A 12,708-nucleotide genomic window follows, 5' to 3' on the forward strand; every position below is an offset into this window, starting at 1 on the left:
CACCCTAAGTCACGCCGAACACCGTTCTTTCCTCCGCTGACGGGCTATAAACGTGCCAGCGAACGAAAAAACAGTGTTCGGCGGAGGTGAATCAGGGGCGGGCTACGCCGTCGGTGTGGGCGGCGGCGGAGACTGCGGCGGCGACGGCGGGAGCTACGCGGGGGTCGAAGGGGGACGGGATCACGTAGTCGGGGCGGAGGTCGGTGGGAGAGATGAGGTCGGCGAGGGCTTGGGCGGCGGCTAGTTTCATGGCTTCGGTGATTCGGGAGGCGTTGACGTCGAAGGCGCCGCGGAAGATGCCTGGGAAGGCCAGGACGTTGTTGATCTGGTTGGGGAAGTCGGAGCGGCCGGTGGCGACCACCGCGGCGTACCGGTGGGCGATGTCGGGGTGGACCTCGGGGTTCGGATTCGCCAGGGCGAAGATCATCGCGCCCGGCGCCATCCGGGCGACGGCGTCCTCGGGGACGGTGCCGCCGGAGACGCCGAGGAAGACATCGGCGCCGTCGAGTGCGTCGACGAGGCGACCGGAGAGGCCGCCGGTGTTGGTGTCCTGAGCCAGCGACAGCTTGACCGGGTTCAGGTCGGAGCGGTCCTCGTGCAACACGCCCTTGCTGTCCACCACGGTCAGGTCGCCGACGCCCGCCTGCAGCAGGATCCGCGCACAGGCGACCCCAGCAGCCCCGGCACCCGAGATCACCACGCGGATGTCCGAGATCGACTTCCCGGTGACGCGCAACGCGTTGCGCAGAGCAGCGAGGACGACGACCGCCGTACCGTGCTGATCGTCATGGAAGACCGGGATGTCCAGCCGCTCCTTCAGCCGGCGCTCGATCTCGAAGCAGCGCGGCGCGGAGATGTCCTCCAGGTTGATGCCACCGAACGACGGCGCCATCCGTACGACGGTCTCCACGAACTCGTCGACGTCGGTGCAGTCCAGCGCGATCGGCACCGAGTCGACGCCGCCGAACTCCTTGAACAGCAGGGCTTTGCCCTCCATCACCGGCAACGACGCATCCGGCCCGATGTCCCCCAGCCCTAGCACTGCGGTGCCATCGGTCACCACCGCGACGACGTTCGACTTCCAGGTGTATTGCCGGACCAGCGACGGGTCCTCCGCGATCGCAGTACAGACCCGGGCGACACCAGGGGTGTACGCCATCGACAGATCGTCGGCATCCGCGACGCGCACCGACGACGTCACCTCGATCTTGCCGCCGCGGTGCAGCTCGAAGACAGGATCCCCGGCGTACGGGTTGGGATCAGACGGAAACAGTTCGGCGACCATTGGGGGGACCCTTCACATCATCTGTGAGCAAGCGTTTACAAGGAGTGGGCGTTCGATTCAGGGTGCGTCGAACGGCGCCGTTGCCAGGGGGTCACCCGTCGTTACGAGTAAACCACAGGACTCACTGGTCCTATCTGTGAGGGTGCCCACACCCCGTCGGCCGGGTGACGATCGAGTCTCTTCCGGGAAAGGTCGCCGACAGGCGCCTGCCTGCTGTGTCAGGATGCGGGCAACCGGCCCGGCACTGATCGGGACGGCGTTCCGGAACGACTGTCGAGGAGCCCAGCATGATCAGCCAAAAATCTGTCCGCCCGAGCCGAGCCAAGCTCGCCACCGTCGCGGTCGCGCTCCTTGCGCTCAGCGTGTCGGCCTGCGGGAAGGACTCCGGCTCCGGCGGGGACACGGCCAAGCTCGACGGCATCAAGCTGGTGAAGTCCGGCAAACTGACCACCTGCACGCACCTGTCGTACAAGCCGTTCGAGTACAAGGACGGCAGCAAGGTCGTCGGCTTCGACGTCGATCTGATGGACCTGCTCGCCAAGGACCTCGGCGTGGAGCAGGAAGTGATCAGCATCGAGTGGGCGCAGATCACCTCCGGCGCGGCGTTCCAGGCCAAGAAGTGCGACATGGGCATGGGTGCGATGACGATCACCCCGACCCGGCAGGCCGCGATCGGCATCACCTCGCCCTACATGGATGCCTCCCAGGTGCTGCTGGTGAAGAAGGGCGCGCCGTACAAGTCGCTGGAAGACCTGAAGGGCAAGAAGATCGGCGTCCAGGCCGACACCACCGGCAAGGACTACGCCGACGCGGCGGCCAAGAAGGACGGCTTCGAGGTCATCGTCTTCAACGACCTGGCCCTGCAGACGAACAGCGTGAAGTCCGGCAAGGTCGATGCCGCGATCAACGACAACGGCGCGCTGTACAACTTCGTCACCGCGAACCCGGACACCGAGGTGGCGACCGAGTTCGACACCGGCGAGAAGTACGGCTTCGCGGCGAAGAAGGGTGACCCGAGCGGCGACAAGCTGGTCAGCAAGTTCAACGACCTGCTGGCGAAGGCCAAGAGCGACGGGACCTACAACACGATCTACAAGAAGTGGTTCGGGATTGAGCCGAAGAAGTGAGCAGCACCGACGTTGAACCACGCACCCGGCTGAGCCCGCGGCAACGGGCCCGGCGGTCGCGGGCGATCCAGTACGCGATCCTGGTCGTGATCGTGCTGGTCGCCGCCTTCACGGCGGACTGGGGCCAGATCGCAACCGTCTTCTTCAAGCCGGCGCTGATCAAGTCGGCGTTCGAGCACGGGCTGCCGACCGCCTTCCTGAAGACGATCGAGTACACGATCGGTGCCTTCGTCATCGGTCTGCTCGGTGGCACCCTGCTCGCCTTGATGCGGCTGAGTTCGGTCGGGCCGTACCGGTGGTTCGCCACCGCCTACATCGAGTTCTTCCGTGGTCTGCCGGCGATCGTGGTGTTCGTCGCGTTCACCCTGCTGCCGATCGCGTTCGAGAACCTGGTGATCCCGTTCGACCCGTACGGAACGGTCTGGCTCGCGCTCGGGATCGTTTCCGCGGCGTACATGGCCGAAGTGATCCGGGCCGGCATCCAGGCGGTCCCCAAGGGCCAGCTCGAAGCGGCCCGCTCGCTCGGCATGCCGCTCGGTCTCGCGACCCGCAAGATCGTGCTGCCGCAGGCGTTCCGAATCGTCCTGCCACCGCTGGCCAACGACCTGATCCTGCTGGTCAAGGACTCGTCGCTAGTGTTCATCATCGGTACGTCGGCAGGCGATTTCGAGCTCACCGGGTTCGGCCGGGACCTGGCCAACACCGAGTCGAACCTGACCCCGCTGGTGACCGCGGGCTTCTGCTACCTGATCATCACGCTGCCGCTGGGCCTGCTGGTCCGCCGGCTGGAGGCCAAGGCTGCGAGGGCACGCTGATGACCGAACTCATCGAGATCAAGAACCTGCACAAGTCGTTCGGCTCCAACCACGTCCTGCGCGGGATCGATTTCACCGTCAGCGAGGGCGAGGTCGTCTGCGTGATCGGGCCGTCGGGCTCGGGCAAATCCACCTTGCTGCGCTGCGTGAACCTGTTGGACGAGCCGCAGGAAGGACAGGTGTTCGTCCGCGGCGAGGACATCACCGATCCCGACTGCCACCTGGACGACGCCCGCAAGCACATCGGGATGGTCTTCCAGCAGTTCAACCTGTTTCCGCACCTGAACGTGCTGGCGAACTGCACGATCGCCCAGACGACCGTGCTGCGGCGCAGTGCGGCCGAGGCCGAGCAGGTCGCCCGGGCGAACCTCGACCGGGTCGGCCTGAACGACAAGGTCACGGCGTACCCGGCCCAGCTGTCCGGCGGCCAGCAACAGCGGGTGGCGATCGCCCGGGCGCTGTCGATGGATCCGGCCGTGATGCTGTTCGACGAACCCACCTCGGCGCTCGACCCCGAACTGGTCGGCGACGTGCTGACCGTGATGCGCAAGCTTGCCCTGGACGGGATGACGATGCTCGTGGTGACCCACGAGATGGCCTTCGCCCGCGAGGTGGCGGACCGGGTGGTGTTCATGGACGGCGGCGTGATCGTCGAACAGGGACCACCGGCCGAGGTGATCGGCAACCCGGCCCAGGAACGCACCCGCGTCTTCCTGAAACGTGTGCTCGATCCCACTCACGTGGAGCCGACCTGACCGGTACGGCTGTGTTTAGATGCGGAACCAGAGATCCCCTGAGTTGGAGGACCAAGATGTATTCGCTTCGTACGGCGCTCGCGATCTGCGGCGTTGTGGCTCTCTCGGCCGCCGGCTGCGGTTCGGACACCCTGTCCGGCAGCTCGCCGTCGACCACGGCTCCGGCCACGACGCCGACCGCTTCGGCGTCGATCGACCCCGAGCTGGCCGCGGCACTGCCGGCCAAGATCAAGACCGCCGGGAAGATCGTGGTCGGCGTGGACGCGACGTACCCGCCGAACGAGTTCCTCCAGGGCGGCAAGACCGTCGCCGGGATGGACGTCGACGTGTTCAACGCGGTCGCCGCCAAGTTCGGCGTCACGGTCGACTGGCAGCCGTCCGCCTTCGACTCGATCATCACCGGTGTCCAGGGTGGCAAGTACGACATGGGGATCTCGTCGTTCACGATCAACGACAAGCGCAAGCAGCAGGTCAACATGGTCAGCTACTTCAACGCCGGCACCCAGTGGGCGACCGCGGCCGGCAACCCGAAGGGCGTCGACCCGAACAACGCCTGCGGCAAGAACATCGCCGTCCAGAAGGGCACCACCCAGCTCGAGGACGACATCCCGGTCAAGCAGAAGGCGTGCACCGACGCGGGCAAGCCGAAGATCAACCTGCTGGTCCGCGAGAAGCAGGACCAGGCGACCGCCGACGTCGCGACCGGCAAGGCGGACGCGATGCTGGCCGACTCCCCGGTCGTCCTGTACGCCGCCAAGCAGTCGCAGGGCAAGGTCGTGGCGCTGGGTGACATCTACGACGCCGCGCCGTACGGGTACGTCGTACCGAAGGCCGAGACCGCGTTCGCGCAGGCGATCGCCAAGGCCCTGACCGCGCTGAACGCCGAGGGCGGCTACAAGACCGCGCTGGCCAAGTGGGGCAACGAGTCCGGCGCGATCAGCACCTTCGCGGTCAATCCCTGAGATGGCAACCGAAGACGACCGGCCCGGCCTGATCAAGGCTGTGCCGGTCCGGCACCGGGGTCGCTGGCTGGGGATCGCCGTCGTAGTCGTGCTCGCCGGGATGTTCGTCCACCTGCTGGTGACGAACAAGGCGTTCGAGTGGCACTTCGTCTTCGAGGCGATGAACCAGCAGCCGGTGATCAACGGTTTCCTGAAGGGCACCCTGCTGGTCACCGCGCTGGCGATGATCGTCGGCGTCAGCGGCGGCGTGCTGTTCGCGGTGATGCGGCTGTCGCCCAACCCGGTGCTGTCCGGGGTCGCCTGGCTGTTCACCTGGTTCTTCCGCAGCGTGCCGCGGCTGGTCCTGCTGACCACGATGGGTGCGCTGGGAATCCTGTTCCAGAAGGGTCTGTCGTTCGGCGTACCGTTCGACTGGAAGATCATGGACTGGCTCGGCCTCAACGGTGACCTGCGGTTCGCCACCGTCGACGCGAACACGGTCTTCTCCGGCATTGTCGGTGGCGTGATCGGCCTCGGCCTGTCCGAGGCGGCCTACATGGCCGAGATCGCCCGGGCCGGCATCCTCAGCGTGGATCCCGGCCAGGCCGAGGCCGCGCAGGCACTCGGGATGGGCCGCGGCAAGGTGATGCGCCGGGTGGTGCTGCCGCAGGCGATGCGGGTGATCGTGCCGCCGACCGGCAACGAGACGATCGCGATGCTGAAGGACACCTCGCTGCTGATCGGGCTGCCGGTGATCACCGAGCTCTTCTACCAGCTGCAGTCGATCGGTTCGCAGTACTACAAGACGTTCCCGATCATGGTCGCCGCGACCTTGTACTACCTGGCCGCGACGAGTGTGCTGATGGTGGGCCAGTACTTCCTCGAACGCCGCTTCGGTCGCGGCTTCGGTGGGGCTGGACGACGGGCGCCGAAGCCGGCGGGAGTGGACACGATCTGATGAGCCAAGACGTAGTGGCCGGACCGCTGGTCCGCGCGGTGAACGTGACCAAGTCGTTCCATCACAACCAGGTGCTGAAGGGCATCGACCTGGAGGTGGACACCGGCCAGGTGGTCTGCCTGCTCGGCCCGTCCGGTTCCGGCAAGACCACCTTCCTGCGCTGTGTCAACCAGCTCGAGGACATCGACGGCGGCCGGATCTGGGTCGACGGCGACCTGGCCGGGTACGCCGAACGCGGCGGCAAGCTGTACCGGCTGAACGACAAGCAGATCGCGGCCCAGCGGCGCGAGATCGGGATGGTCTTCCAGCGGTTCAACCTGTTCCCGCACATGACCGCGCTGGAGAACGTCACCGAGGCGCCGGTGCAGGTCAAGGGTGAGTCGAAGAAGTCCGCGCGGGACCGGGCACAGCAGCTGCTCGACCGGGTCGGCCTGGGCGACCGCGGCGCGGCGTACCCGGCGCAGTTGTCCGGTGGTCAGCAGCAGCGGGTGGCGATCGCCCGGGCGCTGGCGATGCAGCCCAAGCTGATGCTGTTCGACGAGCCGACGTCCGCGCTCGACCCCGAACTGGTCGGCGAGGTGCTGGCCGTGATGAAGGAACTGGCCGGCGAGGGGATGACGATGATCGTGGTGACGCACGAGATGTCGTTCGCCCGCGAGGTCGCCGACACGGTGGTCTTCATGGACGGCGGTGTGGTGGTCGAGTCCGGTCCGCCGGAACAGGTGATCGGCGACCCGCAGCACCAGCGCACCAAGACGTTCCTGACCAGGCTACGGTCGGAGCAGCACAACTCGTAGTTCCCGCCAGGAGGCACAAGACAGTGAGCAGCACCGGACGACCCGCCGAGGTCCGCCTCAGCATCCCCGCCGACGGCGCCTACATCGCCGTACCGCGGTCGGTGGTCGGCAACCTGGCGGCCCGCAACAACTTCACCGTGGACGAGATCGACGATCTGCGGATCGCCGTCGACGAGGCCTGTGCGCTGCTGCTCCCGCAGGCCTCCGACGGCGTACTGGACTGCGTCTTCGAGATCGACCCGCCGCTGATGCGGGTCAGTACGTCGGCCGCGGTCCCGAACGGCTGGAAGCCGGACACCGGCTCGTTCGGCTGGACCGTGCTGACCGCACTGGTCGAGTCGGTCGCGGCCGAGACGGTCGACGGCCGGCTGACGATCACCGTCACCTCGTCGGCGACGGCGGCTGAGAAGGCGTGACCGAGGAACGCACCCCGGGCGAGGCCCGGGAGCCAACCGAGCTACGTACCCGGACGGCCGAGCTGTTCGCCGCGATGGGGTCGTCCAAGAGCGGCGATCCGGCGCACATCCTGGCCCGGGACGGCCTGGTCGCCCTGCACATGCCGCTGGTCGAGCACCTGGCCCGGCGGTTCCGCAACCGCGGCGAGCCGTACGACGACCTGGTCCAGGTCGCCACCATCGGCCTGATCAAGGCGGTCGACCGGTTCGACTCCGACCGCGGCGTGGAGTTCTCGACCTATGCCACGCCGACCATCCTCGGTGAGATCAAGCGGTACTTCCGGGACAAGGGCTGGGCGATCCGGGTCCCCCGGCGACTCCAGGAGCTGCGGCTGTCGCTGACGGCGGCGACCGCTGAGCTGACCCAGGAGCTGGGCCGGGCCCCGACCGTCGCGGAGCTGTCCGATCGGCTCGGGCTGGCACCGGACCTGGTGATCGATGGGCTGGAGTCGGCGAACGCCTACAACACCCTCTCGCTGGATGCCCCGGACCAGAACGAGGCGGATGCCACCACCGTCCTGGACGGCTTGGGCGGCGAGGACGAGGCGCTGGAGAGCGTCGAGTACCGCGAGTCGCTCAAACCGCTGCTGGCCCAGCTGGAGACCCGGGAGAAGCGGATCCTGACACTGCGGTTCTTCCGCGGGATGACGCAGTCCCAGATCGCCGAGGAGATCGGCATCTCCCAGATGCACGTCTCCCGCCTGCTGGCGCGGACGCTCACCGAACTCCGCGCTGGTTTGCTCAAGGAGTAAAAGCGGCAAAAGCGGGGTGGGGGAAGCCGGCCCCGCTGTCAGAGGACTGGATTGTCCTTGGTCGGGTCGTCGGCCAAGGCGTCCATCGACACCTTCTGGAACAGCCCGGCCAGTACGCCGACCGCCGCGAGCGCGAGCACCACCGACACGGCCGAGGTCGCCCCGCCCCAGAAGCTCCACGCCATGCAGAGCTGGATCAGCTGGGCGAACACGGCCGGCCCGCGGCTCCAGGTGGAGGTCCGGTAGAGCCCGCGAGCGACGAGCACCAGTGCCACGCCGTACACGAGCAGGAACGCTGCGGTGGTGACGCCGAGGGTCAGCCGGTCGCGGTCGATCGTCAATACTTCGGCAATTCCCAGGACGGCGACCACAAGGCCTTCCGCTGCGACCACGGCCGCGGCTAGCTTGAGCGGACGTGGTGCGGTGGACGGCGTCGTTTCGGTCGGCACGCGTTCCAGCGTAGTGCCGAGCGGGATGATGACCCTCTTTCCCCCGGCAACCGGTGTCCGGAGAACTTCAGCCCCACAGGGTTTCGAGGTTTTGCGTAACCCCAGGGCGTCCGGATCGGTTACTTGCAGTGAACGGGTGATCGCACGAAGGCTTCCTCGTCCGCTATACGGACGTGGTGAACCGCTGTGCACCGGTTCGGAGTGTTAAGGAAGTGTTGTGATCGGATCGACAACTCCAGAACCCTTGTTTCGTTAACGCGAGATTGGGAACATGGAGTCGTTCGTGAAAACGTTCACAACTCTTCGCACCAACCCCCCGTGCGATTACAGGCACGCTGATCGGGCACATGACCAGCCGTCAGCGTAGACAAACTACTGAGAGAGATGGGATCCGCCATGGATTGGCGCCACCGGGCCGTTTGCCTCGATGAGGACCCGGAACTGTTCTTCCCCATCGGTAACACCGGGCCCGCGATCATGCAGATCGAGGAGGCCAAGCAGGTGTGCCGTCGCTGCGACGTGCGTGAGCAGTGCCTTGCCTGGGCGCTGGAAGCAGGTCAGGATCACGGTGTCTGGGGTGGCCTGAGTGAGGACGAGCGACGCGCACTCAAGCGCCGCAACGCCCGCGCTCGCATCCGCACCGCCTGACAGAGCTTCACGCTGAGCCCTCTTCAAAGAGGCTGGCCCCGCGGGATCCGCGGGGCCTTTCAAATTTCCAGGCGCAGTGTCTTCCAGGCAAAACCGCTTATTCTCCCGTAAACACAGGGTTTTTCAGTCCTTGACCGGGATGTCCAGCACGACCGTGGTCCCCTGACCCCCGTCATGCCGCGGACCGAACTCCAGCACTCCGTCGAGTTCCCCGATCACCAGTGTGCGAACGATCGACAGGCCCAGATTTCCGGACGTCTCGGAATCGAAGCCGGCGGGCAGCCCCAGCCCGTCGTCGGTCACCACCACCCGCAGCCGGCCGACCGATCGCCGGGCATCCAGCAGGATCTCCCCGGCCGCATCCCCTTCCCGGCCGCCGAACGCGTGCTCCACGGAGTTCTGCATCAGCTCGGTCAGCACCATCGCCAGCGGCGTGGCCACCTCGGAGTCCAGCACCCCGAAACTGCCCGTACGCCGGGTGGTCACCTGCGTCGCCACGGTCGACACGTCGGCCACCATCGCGCCGACCCGGTCGGCCACGTCGTCGAAGTCCACGTGCTCGTCGAAGGATTCGGACAAGGTCTCGTGCACGATCGCGATCGATCCCACCCTGCGGACCGCTTCGGACAAGGCCGCTTGCGCCTCTGGCACAGTGATGCGCCTTGCCTGCATCCGGAGTAACGCGGCGACGGTCTGCAAGTTGTTCTTGACGCGATGATGAATCTCCCGGATGGTCGCCTCCTTGGTGACCAGCTCCCGCTCCCGGCTGCGCAGCTCCGTCACGTCCCGGAGCAGGATCAGCGCGCCCACGTGCTCGCCCTCGGCGCGCAGCGGGATCGCCCGCAGGAACAGCGTCGCCTCCGGGTTCTCGATCTCGATCTCCTGGGCGGCCCGGCCGGTGACGACGGACGCGAGGACGTCGTCCACCTTGCGGCCGCTGTTGATCAGGTCCGCGGTGATGTCCTTGAGCCGGCTGCCGACCAGATCGGTGACCAGACCCATCCGGCGGTAGGCGGACAACGCATTGGGGCTGGCGAACGTCACCATGCCGTGCCGATCGACCCGGATACAGCCGTCCCCGACGCGTGGGGTGGTCGAGAGCAGCCGCTCCCCGCCGTACGGGAAGATGCCGTCGGTGATCATCCGGGCCAGGTCGGTGGCGCTCTGCAGGTAGGCGATCTCCAGCCGCGACGGGGTCCGTACGCCGAGCAGGTTGGTGTTGCGCGCGATCACCGCGATCACCCGGCTGCCCCGGCGGACCGGGATGGTCTCCACCCGGACCGGGACGTCGTCGCGCCACTCCGGATCGCCCTCCCGGCAGATCCGGCCGCCGTCGTAGGCCTGGTCGAGCAGCGGCCGGCGGTCGCGCGGGATGAAGCTGCCGACGATGTCGTCCAGGTACGCCGTGGGTCCGGTGGTCGGCCGCATCTGCGCACCGGCCCAGAACCCGAGCCCCTCGGTGTCCGGCAGCCAGAGCACCAGGTCGGCGAAGGACAGGTCGGCCAGCATCTGCCAGTCGGAGACCAGCAGCTGCAGCCGGTCCAGGTCGGCGGAGTCCAGCGTCGTGTGGTTCCGCGCCACATCGGTCAAAGACGGCACGATCCTGACCCTAGCGCCTCGGGTCGGGCGAGACGTCGCGGCGCTGGCCGCCGGGCGCCGGCTCGACAGATCCGGCGGATGGGTGTTGATTGTTCGGATCCAAGTGAAAGGATGCTTCGGTGGAGTCGACGTACTGGCAGGACGTGATGGCCGCGGACTACGCGGTACCGCGCGACCGGGCGCTGACCGACCTCACCGAGGAGCTGGTGCGCGGGCTGGCCAGTACCAACCCGCAGATCCGGGACGCGCTGGCGTACCCGACGCTGGCCACCTGGCTCGAGCGCGGGATCTACGACGACCTGCTGCCCGGCTTCGGTGACGGTCTGTGCGCCGGGCTCGCCTACGGTCTCGGCGAGGACGGCACCGACACGGTGTTCCGGCGCTCGTTCACCGCGCTGACGCTGGCGGAGGTGATCCACCGCGACAACGCCGAGTTCCTGGTGCACGACGAGGTGGTGATGCGCTGGGGCGACCGGCTGGCCACCTGGCTGCTGCGCGAGCGCGACCTGCGCGGGTACGTGACCGACTGCGGCTGGGCTCACGCGGTGGCACACGGTGCGGACGCGATCGGTGCGCTGGCCAGGTCGCGGCACTGCGACGCCGGCGTACTGCGGGCCCTCCTCGACGTGCTGGCCGACCGGATCGTGAAGGACACGCCGTACCGCTGGGTCCACGAGGAGCACGACCGGGTCGCGCACGCGGTGATGACGATCCTGCACCGCAACATGCTGACCACCGACGAGCTCGAGCGCTGGCTGAAGCCGATCGCGGCGACCGCGGCCCAGCAGCCGCTGATGCACGAGACGCTGCCGGAGTGGCCGACGCCGAACGTGTTCAATGCCCGCGGCGTGCTGCACGTGCTGCTCAGCCAGCTGGCGATCGGCGTCAAGGGCTTCCCGATCCCCGGTGACGACGACCTGTTCGGCCGGTCGATCGAGGCCCGCGCCGACATGCTGCTGATGCTCACCGAAGCCGTCCGCTCGTCCCAGCCCTACATCTACCGGCCCGCGGCGAACCAGGCCTAGGACTCCTAGGACTCCTAGGGCTTCGGTACGGCGACGTGCGCGATCACCGCGCGATGATCCGTGCCCGCGATCTTGTAGGTCGTGAACTTGCCCGGCTTGATCCCGTCGGTGATCACGACGTGGTCGATCTGCGTCCGGGCCAGGCCGATCCGGTCCGCCGGCCAGGTCCCGACCAGGCCCTCGCCGACCGACGGCGCGACGCTGCGGCAGTGGTCGCCGAGCGCCTGCCGGAAGTCGTAGTGATCGCTGGTCGCGTTGAAGTCGCCGGCCAGGATCGTCGGCTGGTCCTGACTGCACCAGCCCTTCACCACCTCGAGATCCCGCTTCCAGGCGGTCACCTCGGACGGCAGCGGCGGGTAGCCGTGGTAGACGATCAGCCGCAGCTTGCCCAGTGAGCCACCGGTCACGATGATGTGGCCGAACTGGGTGGTGGTCTGCTGGACCGGCCCGATCGTGCCGGCACCAGGCTCGCCCGGAGCCTGCTTCGGCTGGGTCGAGTTCATCTTGCCGGTGTAGAGCTTCTCGGAGTCGAACTGCACCTCACCCAGCGACGACGCCACCAGCACACTCGTCGCACTCTCCACCGCGGCGTTGGCCTGCTGGGTGTAGCCGCGGTAGGACAGGCCCTGCAGGTGGTCCTGGATCTCCTGCCGTACGTCGGCGCGTGCCTCCGGCAACGACACCAGATCGGGCCGCTGCTCCCGGATCAGGTCGGCCACCTCGCCGGCGTCCGCCCCGCCGCCGAGCACGTTCGCCACCATGATGGTCAGTGCCCTGGACCCGGGTGGCGGTGGCGTCGGTCCGGAGAACACCCGCGGCGCGACCAGCGCCATCCCGACCACCGACAACGCGGTCACCAGTACTGCGGCCAGCCGCCAGCCGCGGCGCAGTAGCATCAGCAGACCGGCCAGCAGCACCAGCGCGAGCGCCTGCGGCCGGAAGGCGACCAACTGGGCGAACGGGCTGACCGCCTCCAGCCCGTACAGCTCGGGATAGAGCGGCACGGCAACGAACAACAGAAACAGCACAGAGAGTACGACCCGCCGCAGCTTCCATCCCGTTTCAGTGTCCATGGCCCACCCTGAAGGTCTAGTCACCCTGT

General features: G+C 67.5%; 14 protein-coding genes. 10 read left to right on the forward strand and 4 right to left on the reverse strand.

Going from position 1 to position 12,708, the window contains the following annotated elements; genetic code table 11:
• Positions 1-91: 91 nt before the first annotated feature.
• Positions 92-1,285, reverse strand: coding sequence for an NADP-dependent malic enzyme (locus ABZ004_RS33945; RefSeq protein ID WP_355685435.1), 1,194 nt, complete (start codon positions 1,283-1,285; stop codon positions 92-94).
• Positions 1,286-1,572: 287 nt separating this feature from the next.
• On the opposite strand from ABZ004_RS33945, the gene ABZ004_RS33950 reads away from it, so the two are divergent.
• From ABZ004_RS33950 to ABZ004_RS33985, 8 genes are read left to right on the forward strand one after another with little or no spacing between them, the layout of a single operon-like run.
• On the forward strand, positions 1,573-2,412 hold the full coding sequence (locus ABZ004_RS33950; RefSeq protein ID WP_355685436.1) for an ABC transporter substrate-binding protein: 840 nt from the start codon (positions 1,573-1,575) through the stop codon (positions 2,410-2,412).
• Positions 2,409-3,227 carry an amino acid ABC transporter permease gene (locus ABZ004_RS33955; RefSeq protein WP_355685437.1) on the forward strand — a complete coding sequence of 273 codons (819 nt, stop codon included), beginning with the start codon at positions 2,409-2,411 and terminating at the stop codon, positions 3,225-3,227. The genes ABZ004_RS33950 and ABZ004_RS33955 overlap by 4 nt, the downstream gene beginning before the upstream one ends.
• Positions 3,227-3,982, forward strand: coding sequence for an amino acid ABC transporter ATP-binding protein (locus ABZ004_RS33960; RefSeq protein ID WP_355685439.1), 756 nt, complete (start codon positions 3,227-3,229; stop codon positions 3,980-3,982). Before ABZ004_RS33955 ends, ABZ004_RS33960 begins: the two co-directional genes overlap by 1 nt.
• A gap of 56 nt (positions 3,983-4,038) precedes the next feature.
• A complete protein-coding gene (locus tag ABZ004_RS33965) occupies positions 4,039-4,944 on the forward strand; it encodes an ABC transporter substrate-binding protein (protein WP_355685441.1) in 906 nt (301 codons plus the stop codon).
• 1 nt (position 4,945) lies between these two features.
• Positions 4,946-5,881 carry an amino acid ABC transporter permease gene (locus ABZ004_RS33970; RefSeq protein ID WP_355685443.1) on the forward strand — a complete coding sequence of 312 codons (936 nt, stop codon included), beginning with the start codon at positions 4,946-4,948 and terminating at the stop codon, positions 5,879-5,881.
• Positions 5,881-6,678, forward strand: a complete 798-nt coding sequence (locus ABZ004_RS33975; protein ID WP_355685445.1) for an amino acid ABC transporter ATP-binding protein — start codon at positions 5,881-5,883, stop codon at positions 6,676-6,678. Before ABZ004_RS33970 ends, ABZ004_RS33975 begins: the two co-directional genes overlap by 1 nt.
• 23 nt (positions 6,679-6,701) lie before the next feature.
• The gene (locus tag ABZ004_RS33980) at positions 6,702-7,094 is read left to right on the forward strand and encodes an anti-sigma regulatory factor (RefSeq protein WP_355685446.1); all 393 of its coding nucleotides are present in this window, start codon (positions 6,702-6,704) and stop codon (positions 7,092-7,094) included.
• Complete coding sequence (locus ABZ004_RS33985) at positions 7,091-7,885, forward strand: RNA polymerase sigma factor SigF (RefSeq protein ID WP_355685448.1); 795 nt, start codon at positions 7,091-7,093, stop codon at positions 7,883-7,885. Before ABZ004_RS33980 ends, ABZ004_RS33985 begins: the two co-directional genes overlap by 4 nt.
• 38 nt (positions 7,886-7,923) lie before the next feature.
• Here the strand turns inward: ABZ004_RS33985 and ABZ004_RS33990 are convergent, their stop codons facing one another.
• A complete protein-coding gene (locus ABZ004_RS33990) occupies positions 7,924-8,334 on the reverse strand; it encodes a hypothetical protein (protein ID WP_355685449.1) in 411 nt (136 codons plus the stop codon).
• A gap of 396 nt (positions 8,335-8,730) precedes the next feature.
• Between ABZ004_RS33990 and ABZ004_RS33995 the strand changes: the two genes are divergently transcribed.
• Positions 8,731-8,982: a WhiB family transcriptional regulator gene (locus ABZ004_RS33995; RefSeq protein WP_012922773.1), complete on the forward strand. Its 252-nt coding sequence runs from the start codon at positions 8,731-8,733 to the stop codon at positions 8,980-8,982.
• A 123-nt stretch (positions 8,983-9,105) separates the two neighbouring features.
• Here ABZ004_RS33995 and ABZ004_RS34000 read toward each other — a convergent pair whose 3' ends face one another.
• On the reverse strand, positions 9,106-10,581 hold the full coding sequence (locus ABZ004_RS34000; RefSeq protein ID WP_355685451.1) for a histidine kinase N-terminal domain-containing protein: 1,476 nt from the start codon (positions 10,579-10,581) through the stop codon (positions 9,106-9,108).
• Between the two features lie 119 nt (positions 10,582-10,700).
• On the opposite strand from ABZ004_RS34000, the gene ABZ004_RS34005 reads away from it, so the two are divergent.
• Entirely contained in the window at positions 10,701-11,606 is a 906-nt protein-coding gene (locus ABZ004_RS34005) for a DUF2785 domain-containing protein (RefSeq protein WP_355685453.1), read from the forward strand.
• 14 nt (positions 11,607-11,620) lie between these two features.
• On the opposite strand, the gene ABZ004_RS34010 is transcribed toward ABZ004_RS34005, so the two are convergent.
• Positions 11,621-12,679: an endonuclease/exonuclease/phosphatase family protein gene (locus ABZ004_RS34010; protein ID WP_355685455.1), complete on the reverse strand. Its 1,059-nt coding sequence runs from the start codon at positions 12,677-12,679 to the stop codon at positions 11,621-11,623.
• Between the last annotated feature and the right edge of the window lie 29 nt (positions 12,680-12,708).

The organism is Kribbella sp. NPDC006257 (genome assembly GCF_040613535.1).
In the GTDB taxonomy this organism is placed as follows: Bacteria; Actinomycetota; Actinomycetes; order Propionibacteriales; family Kribbellaceae; genus Kribbella.

Coding starts and splice junctions, on each gene's coding strand:
- ABZ004_RS33945 (WP_355685435.1), bottom strand. CDS start 1,285: ATGGTCGCCGAACTGTTTCCGTCTGATCCCAACCCGTACGCCGGGGAT.
- ABZ004_RS33950 (WP_355685436.1), top strand. CDS start 1,573: ATGATCAGCCAAAAATCTGTCCGCCCGAGCCGAGCCAAGCTCGCCACC.
- ABZ004_RS33960 (WP_355685439.1), top strand. CDS start 3,227: ATGACCGAACTCATCGAGATCAAGAACCTGCACAAGTCGTTCGGCTCC.
- ABZ004_RS33965 (WP_355685441.1), top strand. CDS start 4,039: ATGTATTCGCTTCGTACGGCGCTCGCGATCTGCGGCGTTGTGGCTCTC.
- ABZ004_RS33970 (WP_355685443.1), top strand. CDS start 4,946: ATGGCAACCGAAGACGACCGGCCCGGCCTGATCAAGGCTGTGCCGGTC.
- ABZ004_RS33975 (WP_355685445.1), top strand. CDS start 5,881: ATGAGCCAAGACGTAGTGGCCGGACCGCTGGTCCGCGCGGTGAACGTG.
- ABZ004_RS33995 (WP_012922773.1), top strand. CDS start 8,731: ATGGATTGGCGCCACCGGGCCGTTTGCCTCGATGAGGACCCGGAACTG.
- ABZ004_RS34010 (WP_355685455.1), bottom strand. CDS start 12,679: ATGGACACTGAAACGGGATGGAAGCTGCGGCGGGTCGTACTCTCTGTG.